The sequence below is a fragment of the Leifsonia sp. NPDC058248 genome (assembly GCF_042881905.1).
GTDB lineage: Bacteria > Actinomycetota > Actinomycetes > Actinomycetales > Microbacteriaceae > Leifsonia.
In genome coordinates this window covers 101,859-122,058 of sequence record NZ_JBHVXB010000007.1, presented here as the reverse complement: position 1 = coordinate 122,058, position 20,200 = coordinate 101,859, and the positions used below count along the sequence as shown (strand labels likewise).

Annotated in this window: 21 protein-coding genes; 4 read left to right on the top strand and 17 right to left on the bottom strand. The window is 69.2% G+C overall.

Annotated features, from left to right (window positions below; all coding sequences use genetic code 11):
* Window positions 1-45: 45 nt before the first annotated feature.
* Complete coding sequence (locus ACFVV5_RS12995) at window positions 46-1,308, top strand: MFS transporter (RefSeq protein WP_387244481.1); 1,263 nt, start codon at window positions 46-48, stop codon at window positions 1,306-1,308.
* A 48-nt stretch (window positions 1,309-1,356) separates the two neighbouring features.
* Here the strand turns inward: ACFVV5_RS12995 and ACFVV5_RS12990 are convergent, their stop codons facing one another.
* From ACFVV5_RS12990 to ACFVV5_RS12965, 6 genes are all read right to left on the bottom strand, one after another.
* The gene (locus ACFVV5_RS12990; protein WP_387244478.1) at window positions 1,357-2,340 is read right to left on the bottom strand and encodes an SseB family protein; all 984 of its coding nucleotides are present in this window, start codon (window positions 2,338-2,340) and stop codon (window positions 1,357-1,359) included.
* Window positions 2,324-3,070, bottom strand: coding sequence for a bifunctional 1-(5-phosphoribosyl)-5-((5-phosphoribosylamino)methylideneamino)imidazole-4-carboxamide isomerase/phosphoribosylanthranilate isomerase PriA (gene priA / locus ACFVV5_RS12985; RefSeq protein WP_387244475.1), 747 nt, complete (start codon window positions 3,068-3,070; stop codon window positions 2,324-2,326). Before priA ends, ACFVV5_RS12990 begins: the two co-directional genes overlap by 17 nt.
* Before the next feature lie 69 nt (window positions 3,071-3,139).
* Window positions 3,140-3,772 (bottom strand): imidazole glycerol phosphate synthase subunit HisH, encoded by a 633-nt coding sequence (gene hisH / locus ACFVV5_RS12980; protein ID WP_387244472.1) that lies wholly within the window; start codon window positions 3,770-3,772, stop codon window positions 3,140-3,142.
* On the bottom strand, window positions 3,769-4,371 hold the full coding sequence (gene hisB, locus ACFVV5_RS12975) for an imidazoleglycerol-phosphate dehydratase HisB (protein ID WP_387244469.1): 603 nt from the start codon (window positions 4,369-4,371) through the stop codon (window positions 3,769-3,771). The genes hisH and hisB overlap by 4 nt, the downstream gene beginning before the upstream one ends.
* Complete coding sequence (locus ACFVV5_RS12970) at window positions 4,368-5,492, bottom strand: histidinol-phosphate transaminase (RefSeq protein WP_387244466.1); 1,125 nt, start codon at window positions 5,490-5,492, stop codon at window positions 4,368-4,370. Before ACFVV5_RS12970 ends, hisB begins: the two co-directional genes overlap by 4 nt.
* Window positions 5,493-5,644: 152 nt before the next feature.
* Window positions 5,645-6,013 carry a LysM peptidoglycan-binding domain-containing protein gene (locus ACFVV5_RS12965; protein ID WP_387244463.1) on the bottom strand — a complete coding sequence of 123 codons (369 nt, stop codon included), beginning with the start codon at window positions 6,011-6,013 and terminating at the stop codon, window positions 5,645-5,647.
* A gap of 239 nt (window positions 6,014-6,252) precedes the next feature.
* Here ACFVV5_RS12965 and lexA point away from each other — a divergent pair, with 239 nt between their 5' ends.
* Window positions 6,253-6,963, top strand: coding sequence for a transcriptional repressor LexA (lexA, locus tag ACFVV5_RS12960; protein WP_387244461.1), 711 nt, complete (start codon window positions 6,253-6,255; stop codon window positions 6,961-6,963).
* Window positions 6,964-7,005: 42 nt separating this feature from the next.
* On the opposite strand, the gene ACFVV5_RS12955 is transcribed toward lexA, so the two are convergent.
* The 3 genes from ACFVV5_RS12955 to ACFVV5_RS12945 form a co-directional block, all read right to left on the bottom strand.
* On the bottom strand, window positions 7,006-7,356 hold the full coding sequence (locus tag ACFVV5_RS12955) for a metallopeptidase family protein (protein ID WP_387244458.1): 351 nt from the start codon (window positions 7,354-7,356) through the stop codon (window positions 7,006-7,008).
* Between the two features lie 273 nt (window positions 7,357-7,629).
* A complete protein-coding gene (gene metE, locus ACFVV5_RS12950) occupies window positions 7,630-9,981 on the bottom strand; it encodes a 5-methyltetrahydropteroyltriglutamate--homocysteine S-methyltransferase (RefSeq protein ID WP_387244455.1) in 2,352 nt (783 codons plus the stop codon).
* Between the two features lie 14 nt (window positions 9,982-9,995).
* Complete coding sequence (locus ACFVV5_RS12945; protein ID WP_387244452.1) at window positions 9,996-10,943, bottom strand: methylenetetrahydrofolate reductase; 948 nt, start codon at window positions 10,941-10,943, stop codon at window positions 9,996-9,998.
* Window positions 10,944-11,218: 275 nt separating this feature from the next.
* On the opposite strand from ACFVV5_RS12945, the gene ACFVV5_RS12940 reads away from it, so the two are divergent.
* Window positions 11,219-11,752 carry a DUF1003 domain-containing protein gene (locus ACFVV5_RS12940; RefSeq protein ID WP_387244450.1) on the top strand — a complete coding sequence of 178 codons (534 nt, stop codon included), beginning with the start codon at window positions 11,219-11,221 and terminating at the stop codon, window positions 11,750-11,752.
* Between the two features lie 16 nt (window positions 11,753-11,768).
* Here the strand turns inward: ACFVV5_RS12940 and hflX are convergent, their stop codons facing one another.
* Complete coding sequence (gene hflX, locus ACFVV5_RS12935; protein ID WP_387244447.1) at window positions 11,769-13,298, bottom strand: GTPase HflX; 1,530 nt, start codon at window positions 13,296-13,298, stop codon at window positions 11,769-11,771.
* A 57-nt stretch (window positions 13,299-13,355) separates the two neighbouring features.
* On the opposite strand from hflX, the gene ACFVV5_RS12930 reads away from it, so the two are divergent.
* Window positions 13,356-14,042, top strand: a complete 687-nt coding sequence (locus ACFVV5_RS12930) for a class I SAM-dependent methyltransferase (protein WP_387244444.1) — start codon at window positions 13,356-13,358, stop codon at window positions 14,040-14,042.
* 2 nt (window positions 14,043-14,044) lie between these two features.
* On the opposite strand, the gene dapF is transcribed toward ACFVV5_RS12930, so the two are convergent.
* The 7 genes from dapF to ACFVV5_RS12895 all read right to left on the bottom strand — a co-directional run bounded on the left by dapF (window position 14,045) and on the right by ACFVV5_RS12895 (window position 20,190).
* Complete coding sequence (gene dapF / locus ACFVV5_RS12925) at window positions 14,045-14,923, bottom strand: diaminopimelate epimerase (protein ID WP_387244441.1); 879 nt, start codon at window positions 14,921-14,923, stop codon at window positions 14,045-14,047.
* A gap of 2 nt (window positions 14,924-14,925) precedes the next feature.
* Window positions 14,926-15,885: a tRNA (adenosine(37)-N6)-dimethylallyltransferase MiaA gene (gene miaA / locus ACFVV5_RS12920; protein WP_387244967.1), complete on the bottom strand. Its 960-nt coding sequence runs from the start codon at window positions 15,883-15,885 to the stop codon at window positions 14,926-14,928.
* Window positions 15,882-17,486 carry a tRNA (N6-isopentenyl adenosine(37)-C2)-methylthiotransferase MiaB gene (gene miaB, locus ACFVV5_RS12915; RefSeq protein WP_387244438.1) on the bottom strand — a complete coding sequence of 535 codons (1,605 nt, stop codon included), beginning with the start codon at window positions 17,484-17,486 and terminating at the stop codon, window positions 15,882-15,884. The genes miaA and miaB overlap by 4 nt, the downstream gene beginning before the upstream one ends.
* A 47-nt stretch (window positions 17,487-17,533) precedes the next feature.
* Window positions 17,534-18,211 (bottom strand): regulatory protein RecX, encoded by a 678-nt coding sequence (locus ACFVV5_RS12910; RefSeq protein ID WP_387244435.1) that lies wholly within the window; start codon window positions 18,209-18,211, stop codon window positions 17,534-17,536.
* Between the two features lie 83 nt (window positions 18,212-18,294).
* Complete coding sequence (gene recA, locus ACFVV5_RS12905; protein WP_387244432.1) at window positions 18,295-19,377, bottom strand: recombinase RecA; 1,083 nt, start codon at window positions 19,375-19,377, stop codon at window positions 18,295-18,297.
* Window positions 19,378-19,569: 192 nt separating this feature from the next.
* Window positions 19,570-19,794: a DUF3046 domain-containing protein gene (locus ACFVV5_RS12900; protein ID WP_387244430.1), complete on the bottom strand. Its 225-nt coding sequence runs from the start codon at window positions 19,792-19,794 to the stop codon at window positions 19,570-19,572.
* A gap of 84 nt (window positions 19,795-19,878) precedes the next feature.
* Window positions 19,879-20,190 (bottom strand): helix-turn-helix domain-containing protein, encoded by a 312-nt coding sequence (locus tag ACFVV5_RS12895; protein WP_163290993.1) that lies wholly within the window; start codon window positions 20,188-20,190, stop codon window positions 19,879-19,881.
* Window positions 20,191-20,200: the final 10 nt, after the last annotated feature.

The following is a 20,200-nucleotide window of genomic DNA, read 5'->3' as shown; positions in this document are numbered from 1 at the left end:
GATATCCGTTGGACTCGATGACTGTCGGAGCGCACCATAGTGAGCATGAGCAGCACGATGTCCGACACCCGATCCGCAGAAACCCGAGGCGGCTGGCGCCTGCGTCACGGCGCCGGCTTCTGGGTCATCGCCGGCGCGTTCCTCGCCGTGATGGCGTTCTCCACGTTGCCGACCCCCTTGTACGCGCTGTACCAGCAGCGCGACGGCTTCCCGACCTGGGTGATCACCGTCATCTTCGCCGCGTATGCGGTCGGGGTCATCGCGAGCCTCTTCCTCATCGGCCACGTCAGCGACTGGGCGGGACGACGCCGCATGGTGCTCGTCGCGATCGCGCTCGAGCTGGTCGCCGCCGTGATCTTCCTGTTCTGGAACGACGTGAGCGGACTGCTCGTCGCCCGCGTGATCTCCGGTGTCGGCGTCGGAGCGCTCACGGCGAGCGCGACAGCCCACCTCAGCGAGCTCCGCGCGGTCGCCCGGCCGCAGGAGGGACCCCGCCTCGCCGGCACCGTCTCGACCGTCGTCAACAGCGGCGGGCTCGCCCTCGGCCCGTTGATCGCCGGCGCCCTCGCGCAGTTCCTGCCCCAGCCGCTTCTGCTGCCATACGTCGTCTTCCTGGTCGTCCTGGCCGTGGCGGCCGTGGCCGTCGCGCTCGTGCCCGAGACCGTCGAACGGGCCGAGGAGCGGCCGGCGTATCGCCCGCAGCGCATCTCGCTCCCGGCGGAGGCGCGCAGCACGTTCTCGGCTGCCGCGATCGCCGCGTTCGCCGGCTTCGCAGTGTTCGGGCTGTTCACATCCCTCGCGCCGAGTGTGCTGGCCGGAACGCTGCACGAGACGTCCCGTCTGATGGCCGGCGTCGTCCCCTTCTCGGTGTTCGCCGCCTCGGCTGTCTCCCAGATCGTGTTCGCCCGGGTGTCGGCCCGCGCGCAGCTCGTGCTGGCGCTCGTGCTCGTCGTCGCCGGCCTCGGCGGCCTCGCGGTCGGCGTCGTGGCGGCCCTTCTCTGGGTGTTCGTCATCAGCGGGATCCTCGCGGGAGCAGGCGTCGGGCTCCTGTTCCGCTCGTCCATCGGCGTCGCCGCCTCGCTGGCCGCTCCCGGTCGCCGCGGAGAGGTGCTGGCGGCGATCTTCCTCGTGGCCTACATCGGTCTGGCCGTGCCGGTGCTGCTCGTCGGCCTGGCGCTGATCGTGTGGCCGCTGGTTCCCGTGCTGGTCGTCTTCGTGATCGTGGTGGGCGTGCTCAGCCTGCTGGCCGGGCTCCGGATGCTCGGCCGCACCGCCCCCGCCGGCCGCGTCGACACCGCTCGTTCCTGAGTCGCCGCTCGCCCGGTCGACGACGCGCGTTCCCGAGTCGCCGGCCGGTCAGTCGGCGGCGACCAGCTGCACCCGCAACGAGTCGACGCGCACCGCGATGACGTCGTCGGACGCCCACCGCTGCGCCAGCCGCCTCAGCACGGCGTCGAGCTCCTCCTGGGTGAGACCCGACCCCAGCTCCAGCCGCACCACGAGCTCCTCGCCGCGGAGTCGCGCACCCGGATCCCCAGGCAGCAACGAGACGTCGAGCACGCCGAGCTCCGAACCGATCGAGGCCACGAACGCCGTGAACACGTCGGGGTCGCGGTAGCTCGGCAGCCACGGCCGCCCTTGGGCGATCGCCCACAGGGCGGGGCGCCGGATGACGAACTCGGTCTCCGAGGTCGGGTCCAGCACGACCAGCTCGGTCTCCTCACTCGCGGCGGCCAGCGCGACCCGCACTCCGTCCGCCGGGACCGGCCGGGCGAGCGGGTTCCACGTCTGCATCGCCGTGACCGACGAGAAGACCGGCAGCACCGTGCGGCCGTCGGGTCCGGCGACCGTCACGATCGCCAGCTCCTGGGTCTTGTCCACCAGGTGCCCGTGATCATTCGTGCCGCTGTCGCCGAGCTGGGCCACGAGCGGGATCAGGAGCCGCGACGTGCGAACCTCGTCCACGACGGCCTCCGGACCGACCTCGCCGGCCCGGAACGCAGCGAGCGCCCCCAGCAGTTCGGGCGGCGCGCTGCCGTCGTCGTCGCCGAACGTGTTGTCGTCGAACGCGCGCCCGGCCCACGGGTGACCGGCGGAGTCGGCTGTGTTGCCGGCCGCGGGGCCGGCGGCAGCGGCGTTCGCGGCCGCGGCGAGCTCGGCGGCGAAGCCGCTCAGCCGCGCCGCGCCCTCGGCGCTCGGCGTCGGTGCGGCGCGCCTGCGCCCGGCGTCGCGCGCCTGCTCGGCGTCGCGCTCGTGCTCGGCGTCGCGCTCCTGCTCGGCGTCGCGCTCGTGCTCGGCGTCGCGCCCGTTCTCGTCCGTAGCGTCAGTCTCCGGCGACATCCAGCGCCTCGGGAAGCGTGAACGCACCCGCGTACAGCGCCTTGCCCACGATCGCCCCTTCGAGGCCCAGCGGAACGAGTTCGCGCAATGCGACGAGGTCGTCGAGGCTGGAGATCCCGCCCGACGCGACCACGGGTCGCCTGGTGCGGTCCATGACCTCACGCAGCAGGTCGAGGTTGGGCCCGCGGAGGGTGCCGTCTTTCGTGACGTCCGTGACCACGTAGCGCGCGCATCCGGCCTCTTCGAGTCGGTCGAGCACCTGCCAGAGATCGCCGCCTTCCTGGGTCCAGCCGCGTGCAGCCAGCGTGGTGCCGCGCACATCGAGGCCGACGGCGATGGCTTCGCCGTACTGCCCGATGACGTTCGCCGCCCATTCGGGGTTCTCGAGCGCCGCGGTGCCGAGGTTGATGCGTTTGGCGCCGATCTCGAGGGCGGATTCGAGCGACGCGTCGTCGCGGATGCCGCCGGAGAGCTCGACGTTCACCCCGCGCACCTGCTTGATGACCTTCTTGAGCAGGGCGTGGTTGTTGCCGCGACCGAAGGCGGCGTCGAGGTCGACGAGGTGGATCCACTCGGCGCCCTGGTCGGCCCAGTCGGCCGCCGCATCGATCGGGTCGCCGTAGCTCGTCTCCGAGCCCGCCTCGCCCTGGGTCAGGCGAACGGCTTTTCCGTCGGCCACGTCCACAGCCGGCAGCAGCACGAGCCGCGGGGTCTGGGTGAATTCACTCATGTTCTTCCTTGGGTAACGGTTCGCGCGTCGTCGGGGGCGCGAACGGGGAGTCGTGGCGGCGGCTCGCGATCAGAGCGTACCGATCCAGTTGCGGAGCAGCTGGATGCCCGCCTGCCCCGACTTCTCGGGGTGGAACTGGGTGGCGCTGAGCGGTCCGTTCTCGACGGCGGCGATGAAGCGCGAGCCGTGCTGCGCCCACGTCACGTGCGGCTTCGGGAACGGCGGCACCACATCCAGCGTCCACTCCTGTGCTCCGTACGAGTGCACGAAGTAGAAGCGCTCGTCGCGGATGCCGTCGAACAGTACCGACCCGTCGGGAGCCTCGACCGTGTTCCAGCCCATGTGCGGGAGCACCTCGGCGTCGAGCCGGTCGATCGCACCCGGCCATTCGCCGAGTCCTTCGGTGTCGGTTCCGCGTTCGAGCCCGCGGTCGAACAGCACCTGCATCCCGACGCAGATTCCGAGCACCGGGCGTCCGCCGGCGAGCCGGCGGTCGATGACTTCGTCGCCTCGGGATGCCCGGAGCGCGTCGATCACGGCCCGGAACGCCCCCACCCCCGGCACGACGAGACCGTCGGCTTCTCGGGCGCGAGCACGGTCGCCGGTGAGCTCGACATCGGCTCCGGCGGCTTCGAGCGCCTTGGCGGCCGAGTGCACGTTCCCCGATCCGTAGTCGAACACCACGACGTCGGGCCTGCTCACAGGGCGCCCTTGGTCGACGGGATGCCGGTGATCAGCGGGTCGAGGGCCTTCGCCTGCCGGAACGCTCGCGCGAACGCCTTGAACTCGGCCTCGGCGATGTGGTGCGGATCGCGTCCTGCGACCACGGTGATGTGCGTCGTGATGGCGGCGTTGAACGAGATCGCCTCGAACACGTGGCGCAGCATCGATCCGGTGAAGTGCCCGCCGATCAGGTGGAACTCGAACCCGGCCGGCTCGCCGGTGTGCACGAGGTACGGTCGCCCGGAGATGTCGACGACCGCCTGCACGAGCGCTTCGTCGAGCGGCACGAGGGCGTCTCCGTACCGTGAGATGCCGCGCTTGTCGCCGAGTGCCTGCTTGATCGCCTGGCCGAGCACGATTCCGACGTCTTCGACCGTGTGGTGCACGTCGATCTCGGTGTCTCCGGATGCGCGAACCCGCAGATCGGTGAGCGAGTGCTTGGCGAACGCCGTCAGCAGGTGATCGAAGAACGGCACCGAGGTCTCGATGTCGGTCTGCCCGCTGCCGTCGAGGTCGAGACTCAGCTCGATGCTCGACTCGCTGGTCTCCCGCTGCAGTGTGGCCGTGCGATTGGTCATGACTGCGAGCTTACCGGGGCAGCCGATTCCGTCTCGGCCCCGTCGGGGCGGCCGAGCGAGCGGAGCGCCGTGAGGAACGCGGTCGTCTCCGCCTCCGTTCCGGCGGTCACCCGCAGGTGTCCCGGGATGCCGACGTCGCGGATCAGCACGCCCTGCTCGAGCAGCCCCTCGAATGTTGCGTTCGGGTCGCCGACGCCACCGAAGAGCACGAAGTTGCTGCCGCTGCGGTGCGGCCGGTAGCCGAGGGCGGCCAGTTCGGTCACCAGGCGGTCGCGCTGCACGCGGATCTCGCCGACCATCGCGAGCATCTCGTCGGAGTGCGCGAGCGCCGCGACGGCCGCCGCCTGGGTGAGGGCGGAGAGGTGGTACGGCAAACGGACGAGGCGAAGGGCATCGGTCACGGCAGGGTCGGCCGCGAGGTAGCCGACGCGCGCGCCGGCGAACGCGAACGCCTTGCTCATCGTGCGCGAGACCAATAGCCGCGGCCGGCCCGGGAGCAGCGCCAGAGCGGACGGCTGGTCGTCCGGCATGAATTCCGCGTACGCCTCGTCGACGACGACGATGCCACGGGCAGCGTCGTAGGCCGCCTCGATCGTCTCGAGCGACAGCGGAGTTCCCGTCGGGTTGTTCGGCGCGCAGAGGATCACGATGTCGGGGTCGAGCCGGCGGATCTCCGCGCCCGCGGTCTCCGGTGACAGCTCGAAATCGTCGTCGCGGACGCCGGCCAGCCAGGCGGTGCCGGTGCCGGAGGCGAGCAGCGGGTACATGGAGTAGGTGGGCGCGAAGCCGAGAAGGCTGCGGCCCGGCCCGCCGAAGGCCTGCAGGATCTGCTGGATGACCTCGTTGGATCCGTTCGCGGCCCAGATGTTCTCGGCGGTGAGCCCGTGCCCCAGGTAGCCCGCGAGGCTCTCACGCAGTTCGGTGAACTCTCGGTCGGGGTACCGGTTGACGCCGCCGATGGCTTTCGCGACCCGCACGACGATGTCTTCCGCAACGTCATCCGGGATCGGATGCGTGTTCTCGTTCACGTTGAGCGCCACAGGAACGACTTTCTGTGGTGCGCCGTAGGGGCTCTTGCCCCGCAGGTCATCGCGAATCGGGAGATCGGAAAGGGAAGTCACCGTTCAATGCTAGTTGCCTGCTCTGGGCGTATTACGTCGTCGTACTCAGCTTGCGGCGAGCATCCGATGGCCGAACATGCGGTCGCCGAGCATCCGGTGGCCGAACATCCGGTCGATGAGCATCAGGGCGGGTCGCCCGCATAGGATTCGGCTCAGTGGGCGTACTGCGACGGGATGGCGATGCGCTGCCCGGGAGACACCACGGCCGAGTCGAGCTGGTTGAGCGAGACGATGTCGGCGATCACATCACGCGGGTCCGCGCTGGGCGCGACCTTCTCGGCGATGCTCCAGAGCGACTGGCCCGACTGGACCGTGACGTGCTGGAAGTGCACCGCGGCGTGATCTCCGCTCGCGGCCGCGCCGCCGCCGTTGAGCGCGAAGACCAGGGCGCCCACCACGATCGGGACGGAGGCGAGCGAGGTGAGGACGACGCGCCCCCGACGGGTGAGACGCAGGCGCGTGTGGACGCCTGCTGGCATGTCGAACTTCGACGACGACATCGTGATCGCTGCTGTGCTCATTGTCGTGACCTCCTAAGATTCCGCACCCGGTGCTTGGCCGGCAGGCCGGATGCGAAGCTGTGTTCCGAATATATCTTCGAATGTTCGAAACCTCAAGCGCGTCTTCACGGCAGATATTTACACGAATATCGAGACACACTCGAACACATGTTTGTTTTGCCGCTGCATCGTGGATACAGTTTCGATTGTCTGGAGTTCACTCAACCAGGCACCACCGACATTCGGGCGGGCCGGATGCGATGGCGGGTCATGAAGGGACGACTGTGTCGAACGACAACCAGGCGGGACGCGAGCGCGGGGGCACCCGTCGTCGCAAGAACCTGAGCGAGAAACAGCTCGCCATCCTCGACGTCATCGGGCGCTCCGTCAGCCAGCGCGGCTATCCGCCGAGCATGCGCGAGATCGGTGACGCCGTCGGGCTCTCCTCCCTCTCCAGCGTCACCCACCAGCTCAACCAGCTCGAGCTGAGCGGTTACCTGCGCCGCGACCCCAACCGGCCGCGCGCCCTCGAGATCCTCATCGACCTCCCCTCCCCGTCCGAGAGCCTCGACTTCGAGAACCAGACGCCGGTCGGCGACGCCGCCATGGTGCCGCTGGTCGGACGCATCGCCGCCGGTGTGCCCATCACGGCCGAGCAGCAGGTCGAAGAGGTCTTCCCCCTTCCGCGCCAGCTGGTCGGCAACGGCGAGCTGTTCATGCTGAAGGTCGTCGGCGACTCGATGATCGACGCCGCGATCTGCGACGGGGACTGGGTGGTCATCCGCACCCAGAAGACGGCGGAGAACGGCGACATCGTCGCGGCCATGCTCGACGAGGAGGCCACGGTCAAGGTGTTCCGCCAGCGCGACGGCCACACCTGGCTGCTCCCCCGCAACTCCAACTTCGAGCCTATCCTCGGCGACTTCGCCGAAGTCCTCGGCAAGGTCGTCGCGGTCCTGCGCGCCGTCTAGGCCGGACGCGGACGGCAGCCTTTCGCGGCGTGCATCCGGGCGTCAAGCCCAGCCGAGCTCGCGCAGACGGTCGTCGTCGAGGCCGAAATAGTGGCCGATCTCGTGGACGAGGGTCACGCGCACGCGTGCCTTCAACTCCGGGAGGCTGCGGCTGCTCGCGGCCAGGTTGTTCTTGTAGAGCGTGATGCGGTCGGGCAGTTCGCCGAACCCGTACACGCCACGGCGCGTGAGCGGATGTCCGCTGTAGAGCCCGTACAGTCGCGGTCGCGCTCCGGCCGGCTGATCCTCGATCAGGATGGCGACGTTCTCGAGAGGGCCGACCATGTCGTCGGGAAGTGCGTCGAACACGTCGCCGACCATCGCTTCGAAGTCCGTGTCCGAGATCTCGACCATGGTCTTATCATCCTCGCCGCCGGCGGCTTCACGCTGCAGTGCTCGGCCCGGCTCGGCGCGGTTCCGCTCGACTCGGCTCGGCCCCGGCCCGGCTCTGCTCCGGGCATCCTGAATTCAGGACTTCCTTGGCCTCGCGCGCAACTCCGGAAAGTCCGCACCGCGCACCGCTGGAAAGACAGCAACTCCGGAGTCCGTGCCCGGATCGGGCCGAGGACTCCGGAGTTGCGAACGCCCGGCAGCACCTGCGCCGCCGACAGAACCAGCCGGCAGCGGCTACGCCGGCACGCCTGCCTTCTCGCGCACCGCACGCGTCGCCGCGAGGATGTTCTTCAGCGACGCCACCGTCTCGTCGTAGCCGCGCGTCTTGAGGCCGCAGTCCGGGTTCACCCAGAGTTGACGGCCCGGGATGGCGCTGAGCGCGGTCTCCAGCAGTTCCGTCACCTCGGCGACGCTAGGCACCCGCGGGGAGTGGATGTCGTACACCCCCGGGCCGATCCCGTGCTCGAAGCCGGACGTCTGGATGTCATGCACGACCTCCATCCGCGACCGCGCCGCCTCGATGCTGGTCACGTCCGCGTCCAGGTTGCGGATCGCGTCGATCACCACACCGAACTCCGAGTAGCAGAGGTGCGTGTGGATCTGCGTCTCGTCGCGCACCCCGGCCGTCGCCAGGCGGAACGAGCCCACCGACCAGTCCAGGTACGCCGCGTGGGCGGCGCGCTTCAGCGGCAGGAGCTCCCGCAGCGCCGGCTCGTCGACCTGGACGATCCGGATGCCCGCCTCCTCCAGGTCGGCGATCTCGTCGCGCAGGGCCAGCGCCACCTGACGTGCGGTGTCACCCAGGGGCTGGTCGTCGCGCACGAACGACCAGGCGAGGATCGTGACCGGTCCGGTGAGCATCCCCTTGACCGGCTTGGAGGTGAGGCTCTGCGTGTACGTCGACCAGTCGACCGTGATCGGTTTCGGCCGCGACACGTCGCCCCACAGGATCGACGGTCGCGTGCACCGGCTGCCGTACGACTGCACCCAGCCGTTCTGGGTCACGGCGAAGCCGTCAAGGTTCTCCGCGAAGTACTGCACCATGTCGTTGCGCTCGGGCTCGCCGTGCACCACGACGTCGATGCCGATCTCCTCCTGCAGGTCGACGACGCGCTTGATCTCGGCCTTCATCTGCCCGAGGTACTCCGCCTCGCTGATCAGTCCCTTCGCCAGCTGGGCGCGGGCGCGCCGGATGTCTCCGGTCTGCGGGAACGAGCCGATCGTGGTGGTGGGGAGGAACGGCAGGCCGAGCGCGGCATCCTGGGCCACAAGGCGGTCGGCGTAGTCTCCGCGCGAGAAGTCGGCGTCGGTCAGGGCCGCCGTGCGCGATCGCACCGCCGCGTCACGCACCCCGGGGGCGGACGCCCGGTCGGCCAGCGCGGCGGAGGCGGCGCTCAGCTCGTCCTGGATCGCCTCGTGCCCGTCGACGAGCCCGACCGCGAGCGTCGCGACCTGCGCCACCTTCTGGTCGGCGAACGCCAGCCAGCTCTTCAACTCGCCGGAGAGCGCAGGCTCGTCGTCCACATCGTGCGGGACGTGCAGCAGCGACGTCGAGGTCGAGACCGCCACCTCGGGGCTGAGCGCCAGCAGTTCCGTGAGGGTGCCGAACGCCGCCTCCAGGTCGCCGCGCCAGATGTTGTGGCCGTCGACGACTCCGCCGACCAGGGTCTTGGCGGCGAGACCGGATGCGGTGGCCGCGTCGAGACCGCTCGGCACGCTTCCGCGCACCAGGTCGAGCGACAGCGCCTCCACCGGCGACGCGGCGAGCACCGGCAGTGCGTCGTCCAGGCTGCCGTACGGCGCCGCCACGAACAGCCCCGGCCGGCCGTCGACCGAGCCGAGCGCGTCGTACGCAGCAGCCAGAGCGGCGAGCACCGCATCCCGGTCGTCCTCGATGCTCTCGCTGACCAGCGCGGGCTCGTCGAGCTGCACCCACGGGGCGCCCGCGGCGGCCAGACGGCCGAGCAGTTCCCGGTAGACCGGCAGCAGGTCGGCGAGTCGCGACAGGGGGCGGAACCCCTCGGGCGCCTCGTCGCTCGCCTTGCTCAGCAGCAGGAAGGTGACCGGTCCGACGATCACGGGCCGCGTGACGAAACCGGCCGCCGCGGCCTCCTCGAACTGGCCCACGATGCGGTCGGACGCCAGCCGGAAGTCGGTCTCGGGGCCGATCTCCGGCACCAGGTAGTGGTAGTTCGAGTCGAACCACTTGGTCATCTCCAGCGGTGCGTTCTCCCCCTCGCCGCGGGCGATGGTGAAGTAGCCGGCGAGATCGACGGCGCCCGACGCATCCGCCAGCGAGGCGAAACGCGACGGGATCGCGCCGACGGTGACCGCGGCGTCGAGCACCTGGTCGTAGTAGCTGAAGCTCTCCGGGATCGACGCGTCGGTGCGCCCCAGGCCGAGCGATGCCAGACGCTCGCGCGTCTCCGCCCGCAGCGACGCGGCGGTCGCCTCCAGCTCGTCGGCCGTGGTCGCGCCCGCCCAGAAGCTCTCGACGGCCTTCTTGAGTTCGCGTCGCCGCCCGATGCGCGGGTAGCCGATGATCGTCCCCGTCGGGAAGGCGGGGCGCGGAGTGGTGTCGGTCATTGCGTGGTTCCTTTTCAGTGGGTGGTGCTGCCGGTGGTGCTGGCCGGCAGGAGTCCGGTGCGCTCGAGCACGGCGAGCACCGCTTCGTGCTGGTTGAAGGTGTACAGGTGGATGCCCGGAGCGCCACCGTCGAGCAGGCGACGCGAGAAGTCGGTCGCCCAGGCGATTCCGATCTCGCGCTGCCCCTCCTCGGTCGGCTCGATCTCGAGCTGGATGGCGAGGTCGCTCGGCAGGTCGTCGCCGCTCAGCTCGAGCATCCGGCGCAGTCGTGCGGGACTGGTCACCGGCATGATCCCGGGCAGGATCGGGAACTGCACGCCCGCGTCCCTGGCCTTCTGGGCGAAGCTCAGGTAGTCCTCGGGATGGAAGAACAGCTGGGTGATCCCGAGGTTGGCGCCGGCGGCCTGTTTGGCGAGCAGCGTGTCGATGTCCTGGCTCACCGAATGCGAGGTGGGATGCCCGTTCGGGAACGCGGCCACGGCGATCTGAACGTGCTCGCGGCTGGACAGGACGGTGCGAGCATCGAGGCCCGGCACCGCCAGCTCGCCGTACGGCACGCGCTCGGCCTGGACCCGGTGGATGAGCTGGACGAGTTCCGCAGAGCTGTGCAGGTCGCCGAGACCGGTCTCCCCCTCGGGGAGGTCCGCGGGCGGGTCGCCGCGAACGGCGAGAAAGCGCCGGATGCCCGCATCCAGGAACTCGCGGATGAGCACGTTGGCCTCGGCGTGCGACGAGCCGACGCAGGTCAGGTGCGCCATCGGGCTCACGTCGGTGCGGTCGAGGATGTAGCGCAGCACCTCGAGCGAGGACGTGCGGGAGGAGCCGTTGGCGCCGTAGGTGACGGAGATGAAGTCGGGATGCGCGGCCGCGAGCCGGTCGATCGTCGCCGGCAGCGCCGCAGCGGCTGCGGCGGAGCGGGGCGGATACAGCTCGAAGGAGAACCGCGCGGTGGTACAGCTCATGGCGTCCTCGGTGGGTGGTGTCGACGGTCGCTGCCCTCTGGCCGCGCCCGTCCCGGTCAGGGGCAGGACCCCGTTCTCACGGGGTGATTCGCGGGCGGGTGCCGGGCTCGGCTGTCGCACCACCGAGCGGGTCGCCCGCTTCGGTTGAATGGCAATCTAGCAACGTCCGGGGCCGGACGGAACCTCTGTGTCACCGTGTGACGGCCGGGGTCGCTCTGTGACGTACGCTCGCAGTCGAAGGCGGGGTCCGCCCGCCGCGAACGAAGGACCATCCGATGTCACCGCAGAAAGAATCCCAGCCGGCATCCCCCGCCACCGTGGCGTCCCATGCGCGCCCCATCCTCCGGCCGTCGCGCCTCCTGGCGAGCGGACAACGGGAGAAACTGCACCCGACGGTACTCGCCGAGGCCGAGCATCGCGCGTCGAGCGTGCAGCTGCGAATCGCCGACGCGATCACGGCCTTCGCGGGCTCGATGAACTTCGTCTACCTGCACATCGTGCTGTTCGCGGTGTGGATGATCGTGTTCGAGAAGAGCCCGTGGCCGACCCTGACACTCATCGTCTCGCTCGAGGCGATCTTCCTCTCCACCTTCGTGATGATCGGTCAGAACCGGCAGGCCGCTTTCCAGCAGGCGAAGGCCGATCACGACTACACGGCCCAGGAGCGCCTGCTCGTCGAGAACACCGACCTCACCCGCACGATCCACTTGCTCACGCACCAGATCCACGATCTGCTCGTCGCGGAGAAGGCGGCGTCGGCAGCCCCTAACGACGTCACGCCTGCGCCGGAGGAACCGACGCAGGCGTGACGTGCACAGGGCGCTGCTAGCCGGCCGGCGTCACGGCGAAGGCCTCGAACACCGACTCGAACTCGGGCTGGATGCGGGCGGTGACCCGCGTCCCGTCCTCCACGTACTCCGTGGAGAGCACGCGACCGCGCTCGTGGAGAGCCGAGATCAGGTCGCCCCGGTCGTACGGCACCACGAGCTCGACCTCGATCGAGGTGTCCGGCAGCAGTCGCGAGATCGCTGCGAGCACCTCGTCGATGCCTTCGCCGGTGCGGGCGGACGCGAAGATCGCGCCCGGCTCCAGGCCGCGAAGGACCAGCCGGTCATCCGGCCCGATCAGATCCGCCTTGTTGAACACGACGATCTCGGGGAGCTCGCGCGCGCCCACCTCGCCGATCACGTCGCGGACCGTCGCGAGCTGGCTCGCGGGGTCGGGATGCGATCCGTCGACCACGTGCACGATCACGTCGGAGTCCGCGACCTCTTCCAGCGTCGAGCGGAACGCTTCGACCAGCTGGTGGGGAAGGTTGCGCACGAAGCCGACGGTGTCCGCGAGCGTGTAGAGGCGGCCGTCGGCGGTCACCGACTTGCGGACGGTGGCGTCGAGGGTCGCGAACAGCGCGTTCTCGACGAGCACGCCCGCCTTGGTGACGCGATTGAGCAGACTCGACTTGCCGGCGTTGGTGTAGCCGGCGATGGCGACCGACGGCACCGAGTTGCGGTTGCGGTTGGCCCGCTTCGCCTCACGGGCCGGCTTGAAGCCGACGATCTGCTTGCGCAGCTTGGCCATGCGCGTGTGGATGCGGCGGCGATCGAGCTCGATCTTCGTCTCACCGGGTCCACGCGAGCCCATGCCGGCTCCTGCGCCGCCCACCTGGCCACCGGCCTGGCGGGACATCGACTCACCCCACCCGCGCAGACGCGGGAGCAGGTACTCGAGCTGCGCGAGCTCCACCTGCGCCTTGCCTTCGCGGCTCTTGGCGTGCTGGCTGAAGATGTCGAGGATGACGGCCGTGCGGTCGATGACCTTGACGCGCACGACATCTTCGAGGGCGCGCCGCTGGCTGGGCGCCAGTTCGGTGTCGGCGATCACGGTGTCGGCGCCGAGCGCCGCGACGATCCCCGCCAGCTCCTGCGCCTTGCCCTTGCCCAGGTAGGTGCTGGGGTCGGGGTGCGGCCGCCGCTGGAGCAGCCCGTCGAGCACCACGGCGCCCGCGGTCTCGGCGAGAGCGGCGAGCTCGCGCAACGAATTCTCGGCGTCGTGCTGCGCTCCCTGCGAGTAGACGCCGATGAGCACGACGTTCTCGAGGCGGAGCTGCCGGTACTCGACCTCGGTGACGTCTTCGAGCTCGGTGGACAGTCCGGCGACGCGGCGCAGCGCGGCGCGCTCCTCGCGGTCGAACTGCTCTCCGTCGTGTCCGGTGTCGTCGAGAGCCGTCGTCTGCAGCGCCTGCGCGCCGCTTCCGAAGAGTGCGACACCCGCATGGGTGTCAGCGTTCGCGAGCACCCGTGCCACGACATCGGTGTCGGCGACTTGTGTGTTCTGTTCGCTTGAACGTTCGTTCATCTGTATGTCCTGCATCCGGGTTAACCCTAGTTTGTTCGTGTCCTGTACGGTCCTCTTATGGCCAGCGGAGATCACTACTTTTCGTCAGCGCCCGAGAGCGAACTCAAGCTCCGGCCGTTCACCGTCCGCCTCGCTGGACAGACGTACGAATTGACGACGGCGAACGGCATTTTCAGCCCCGAGCGCGTCGACACCGGTACGCGAGTGCTCCTCGACCATGTCCCCTCCGCGCCGCCCGGAGGTCAGCTTCTCGACCTCGGTTGCGGCTGGGGGCCGTTGGCTCTCACACTTGCTCTCGAATCCCCTCACGCGACCGTCTGGGCGGTCGACGTCAATAACCGGGCACTGGATCTGGTGCGCAGGAATGCGCAGAAGCTCGGTCTCACAAATGTTAACGCATCGCTGCCCGACGATGTTCCCGCTGACGTGATGTTCACCACGATCTGGTCCAATCCACCGATCCGGGTGGGCAAGAACGAACTCCACAATCTGCTGGAGAAGTGGATGCCGCGGCTGGAGCCGGGTTCGGACGCCTGGCTCGTCGTGCAGCGCAACCTCGGCTCCGATTCCCTGCACCGCTGGATGCAGGGCACGTTCCCGCAGCTGACCACGACGCGGGCCGCGACGTCGAAGGGGTATCGGGTCCTCCGGGCGCGACGCTCGGCCGGGGCGGCGCCGGCCGAGGCGGCGGAGTCGCCGGAGCTGCAGCAGTCACCCGAAGCGCCGGAAGCGCCGGAAGCCTAGGCTCAGGCCAGGTCGAGAGTCCCGGTGTAGACCAGTTCGGCCGGACCGGAGAGCGCGACGTGCTCGCCGTCCTCTGTCGCGAACATCCGGACCCCCACCGTTCCGCCGGGGACGTCGACGCGCCACTGGTTCGGCGCACCGGCTCCGGCCCAGTAGCGCACCGCCAGCGCGGCTGCTGCCGCTCCGGTGCCGCAGGAGAGCGTCTCTCCGCTGCCGCGCTCGTGCACGCGCATCCGGATGCGCCCGACACCGTCTTTGACGAGCGGCTCATGCGGCACCACGAACTCCACGTTGGCGCCGTCTTCCGGCGCCGGTTCGATGTGCGGGATGTACGTGAGGTCGGCGGCGTCGAGTTCGGAGTCGTCGGCGACGGCGACCACGACGTGCGGGTTGCCGACGTCGATGCCGAGACCGGGCCGGGCGACCGGTAGCTCCTTCGCACGCACCAGCGGCTCGCCGCCGTCGAGCGACCAGCGGCCGAGGTCGACCTGGAACCCGGTGAGGTTGCGTTGGACGTCGCGCACGCCGCTGCGCGTGCCGATGGACAGCGTGTCGCCGTCGGCGAGCTCGGCCAGGCCGGACTCGATCAGGTAGCGCACGTAGACCCGGATGCCGTTGCCGCACATCTCCGCTTTGGAGCCGTCGGCGTTGTAGTAGTCCATGAACCATTCGGCCGAGTCGTCTTCGGCGAGGGACTCGACGCCTTCCGGCAGGTGCTTGGAGCGCACCGCGCGGATTACGCCGTCGGCGCCGACACCGAAGTGACGGTCGCAGATGTCGGCGATCTGGCTCGCGCTCAGCTCGGTGAGCCCATCGGGGTCGGAGAACAGCACGAAGTCGTTTCCGGTGCCGTGACCCTTGGTGAAGTGGAGCGTTGCCATGCTCACAGCCTATCGAGGGCGGCAGCGTGCAGAGCAGCGTCGACGAGGTCGGGGCGGTCGTGCTCGAGCCACCGGATGCCCGGGTAGCGCTTGAACCAGCTGACCTGTCGTCGCGCGTACCGTCGGGTGAGCTGCTGGGTCTGCGCGACGGCCTCGTCGCGGCTGAGCTCTCCGCGCAGTTCGGCGAGGGCCTGGGCGTAGCCGATGGCGCGGCTGGCCGTGACTCCGCGTTCGAGCCCGAGCGGGATGAGCGCGGCCACTTCGTCGAGCAGACCGTCCGCCCACATCCGGTCGACCCGGGCGTCGAGCCGTGCCGTCAGCTGCTCGCGCGGAGCCGCGAGGCCGAGCACGGCGGCGGTGCGCCACGGCACGGGTTCGTCCGGGAGCGATCCGCTCACCGGTTCGCCGGTGAGTGCGACGACTTCGAGCGCCCGCACGAGCCGGCGGCCGTTGCTCGCGCCGATGTTGGCTGCCGCGACCGGATCCACCTCGTGGAGCCGGCGGTACAGGATGCCCGGACCGTGCGCCGTGAGCTCGGCTTCGAGTTGTTCGCGCAGCTGCGGGTCGGTGCCGGGGAACCGGAAGTCGTAGATCACGCTGGAGACGTAGAGTCCGGAGCCGCCGACCAGGATCGGCACCGCGCCGCGTTCCAGGATGCCGTCGATGGCCGCGCGGGCTTCCGGCTGGTACCGGGCCACCGTGGCCTCTTCGGTCACGGCGAGCACGTCGAACAGGTGGTGCGGAATGCCGCGCCACTGTTCGCGGGGCAGCTTGGCGGTGCCGATGTCCATACCGCGGTAGAACTGCATCGCGTCGGCGTTGACCACCTCCGCACGGCGGCCCGAGTCGGCGAGTCGTTCGGCGAGGTCGAGTGAGAGGTCGGTCTTGCCGGTGCCGGTCGGCCCGACGATGGCGACGATCTCGGCGGCGGGAGCCTGCCCGCCGGGCGCGTGTGCGGTCAGCGAAGGCCGTCCGTCGGGTCGTAGATGGGCATCGTGCCGACGCCGGGCGTCGTGAGCGGCTCGCCGACACGCAGGGTCGGGAGTCCCAGGGACACGCGGCCGGGTGCCGCCGCTTCGCCGGACGGCGACGGCACCGCGCACGAGGCCGCCTCGGCGCGGTCCCAGGCGTCGCCGGCGCGCGTGCGGCGGATCCGCAGTGGGGTGCCGTCGACCGAGTCGGCGATGAGGTGGAAGGGAGCGGCATGCGTGACGGTCACCGTGACGACGTCGCCGGGCCGGGGCAGCTCGGAGCCGGCGGGCACCTCGAAGTGCACGAGCCGGCTGTCGTGCGCGCGTCCGCTCAGGCGGTGCGTGTCGGCGTCTTTGCGGCCTTCGCCGTTGGCGACGAGGAGCTCGACCTGCCGGCCGACGACCTTCTCGTTCTCTTCGAGGGAGATGCGCTCCTGCAGTGCGATGAGGCGCTCGTAACGGTCTTGGACCACGGCTTTGGGAACCTGGTCGGCCATGGTCGCCGCCGGGGTTCCGGGCCGGATCGAGTACTGGAAGGTGAAGGCCGTCGCGAACCGTGCCGCCTCGACCACTCGGAGGGTCTCCTGAAAGTCCTCTTCGGTCTCGCCGGGGAAGCCGACGATGATGTCGGTGCTGATGGCGGCGTCCGGCATCTTGGCCCGCACCCGGTCGAGGATCCCGAGGAACTTCTCCGAACGGTAGGAGCGGCGCATCGCTTTGAGGATGCGGTCGGATCCGGACTGCAGCGGCATGTGCAGCTGCGGCATCACCGCGGTCGTCTCGGCCATGGCGTCGATCACGTCGTCGGTGAAGGCCGCCGGGTGGGGGCTGGTGAACCGGATGCGCTCCAGTCCGTCGATCTCGCCGGCCGCGCGCAGCAGCTTGCCGAAGGCCTGACGGTCGCCGAACTCGACACCGTAGGAGTTGACGTTCTGGCCGAGCAGGGTGACCTCGATGGCCCCGTCGTCGACGAGCGCCTGGATCTCGGCGAGGATCTCCCCCGGCCGGCGGTCCTTCTCCTTGCCGCGCAGCGCGGGCACGATGCAGAAGGTGCAGGTGTTGTTGCAGCCCACGGAAATGGACACCCACCCGCTGTAGCTGGAGTCCCGTTTGGTGGGGAGCGTCGAGGGGAAGGTCTCGAGGGCCTCGAGGATCTCGATCTCGGCCGCGTCGTTGTGCCGTGCTCGCTCGAGCAGACTCGGAAGCGATCCCATGTTGTGGGTACCGAAGACCACGTCGACCCAGGGAGCCTTCTCGAGGATGACGTTCTTGTCTTTCTGGGCGAGGCAGCCGCCGACCGCGATCTGCATGCCGTCGTGTCGCTTCTTGACGGACGCGAGGTGTCCCAGGTTGCCGTAAAGCTTGTTGTCGGCGTTCTCGCGCACCGCGCAGGTGTTGATGACGACGATGTCGGCTTCTTCGCCGTTCGCGGGGACGTAGCCGGCGGCTTCCAGCGATCCGCTCAGACGCTCCGAGTCGTGCACGTTCATCTGGCACCCGTAGGTGCGGACCTCGTACGTGCGCGCCCGGCCGTCGGCGTCGACCGCCGCGGTCGACGGCAGGATGACCCTGCGCTCTTCGGTGATGCTCATAGTGCGACTAGTTTACGTTCGGCCGGCGGATGCTTCGAACCGCGGTTCTACTGGAACCGCACGCCCCGTTTGCCCCGGCTCGCGAAGGCCGCGTCCATCGCCTGGCGCACGACACCCGAGCTGTAGCCCTTGCGCGCGAGGAAACCGTTCAGCCGGCGCTTCACCGTGTCGTCGTCGTACGACGACATCTGACCGATGCGCTTGACCGCCAATTCGGTGGCCCGCTCCAGCTCGTCGTCGTCGGCGATCTCGGCCAGCGCGTCTTCGATGATGTCGGGGTCGATGTGCCGGCGCTTCAGCTCCTGCGCGATGGCCGTGCGCCCCAGCCCTTTGCGGGTGTGCTGCGTGTAGACCAGTGTCACGGCGAGTGCGGCGTCGTCGAGGAGTCCCACGCTCTCCAACCGGTCGAGCTCCGCCTCCGCGATGGCCGGGTCGATCTCGCGCTTGGCGAGAACCTGCTCCAGCTCCCACCGGGACATCCCTCGCCTGGCCAGCTGATGCATCGACACGTTCGACGCCCTCTTGCCCGTGCGCTCGTCGGATCGGGCATCGTCGCCGTCGTCACCCCGGGCGGTGGCGCCCACCGCTTGCTCGACAGGCGGACTCGAGGTACGCCGCGCGGAGGGGTGCTCGCGCAGCCCATCGCGTCGCACGTCGCCTTCCGTCGACGTACCGGCGCGACGAGCGTCGCGCAGGTATGTCACGGGAGCGAGGTGCTCGTTCACTTCACGTTCACTGCCGGCATCTTCCGGCGGAAAACTCACCACGAGACTCTCCTGGGGTTCGGCATGAGCTCGGTGAAGCGCCGCTAGGCGCCCTTGCGGGCCTGGATCTTCTCTTCGATCGAGCCGACATTGTCAGCCGTTTCGACAGGAACGGCCGGCGCATTCGGGTCGACCATGATGCCGAGCTTGATCTTGATCTTGTCTTCGATCTCCTGAGCGATGTCGGGGTTGGAGATGAGGAAGTTGCGCGAGTTCTCCTTGCCCTGGCCGAGCTGGTCGCCCCCGTAGGTGTACCAGGCGCCCGACTTCTTGACGATCGCGTGCTCCACACCGAAGTCGATCAGGCTGCCCTCACGGGAGATGCCGACACCGTAGAGGATGTCGAACTCCGCCTGCTTGAACGGCGGAGCCATCTTGTTCTTGACGACCTTCACACGCGTGCGGTTGCCCACCGCTTCGGCGCCGTCTTTCAGCGTCTCGATACGACGGATGTCGAGTCGCACGGACGCGTAGAACTTGAGTGCCTTACCGCCGGCGGTGGTCTCGGGGCTGCCGAAGAAGACACCGATCTTCTCGCGCAGCTGGTTGATGAAGATCATCGTGGTGTTGGTCTGGCTGAGGCCACCGGTGAGCTTGCGGAGGGCCTGCGACATGAGGCGGGCCTGGAGGCCGACGTGGGAGTCGCCCATCTCGCCTTCGATCTCGGCGCGGGGGACGAGAGCCGCCACCGAGTCGATGACGATGAGGTCGATCGAGCCGCTTCGCACCAGCATGTCGGCGATCTCGAGCGCCTGCTCACCCGTGTCGGGCTGCGAGACGAGAAGGGCGTCGATGTCGACGCCGAGCTTGCGGGCGTACTCCGGGTCGAGCGCGTGCTCGGCGTCGATGAAGGCCGCGATGCCGCCGGCGCGCTGCGCGTTCGCGATCGCGTGCAGGGTCAGCGTGGTCTTACCGGACGACTCCGGTCCGTAGATCTCGACGATGCGGCCGCGCGGGAGTCCGCCGATACCGAGCGCGACATCCAGCGCGATCGACCCGGTGGGGACGACCTCGACGGGTGCCCGCTCGTCGCTGCCCAGTCGCATGACCGAGCCTTTGCCGAACTGGCGGTCGATCTGCGCGAGGGCTGTCTCGAGCGCCTTCTCACGGTCTGCGGGTGATGGCATTGCGGTTCTCCTTCTTCGGCTTCGCTAACGAGTTCGACTGTATGAGGAACGTCCGACACTCAGCTCGGCCAGCGGACGAATTGTGGACAACCCGTTTTCGATTGCCTTTGTGGAGGAGCCTAGCAACATCCGAACATATCTTCGAGTGCATGGATGCGGCGTGTCGCACCTCTCGACCCGACTCGCGAGCGGTCAGTGCTTGGGTGCCGGCTTGCCCGCGCCGTACCAGTGCGATTGCGGAACCCCGGTCTCCCGGCAGAGCGCGAGCCAGACCTCGCGGGGCGGCACGCCGGCATCGAGCGCCTGCTGCGCAGTGCGACCTCCCACCTCGCCGAGGACGAGATCGGACGTGAGTGCCCGGCCGTACTGCGAGCCGAACTCGTCGACGATGGCGCGCTGGAACTCACTCAACTTCATGGGACCACCCTAGGTCTCGATACCGACAACGGGAGAAACGAAGGACGCCCCGGTCTCCCGGGGCGTCCTCTGACAACGTGTGGATCAGCGCGTGACGAGATCCGCGTCCATCGCGGCGACGAACTCGTCGGGGATGGTGTCGGGGATGATCGGTTCGATGCCCTCGAGCACCGCGAGCCGATCGCCGACCTCGCGCATGATGACGGAGATGGGAGTGTCGAGCGCATCTGCGACCGAGGCGAGAATCTCGGACGACGCTTCCTTCTGGCCGCGTTCGACTTCGCTCAGGTAGCCGAGGGCGACGCTCGCCTTGCTCGCGACCTGCCTGAGCGTACGGCCTTTCTGCAGGCGGAAGTCCCTGAGCACGTCGCCGATTTCCTGACGTACAAGAATCATTGGAGCCTCC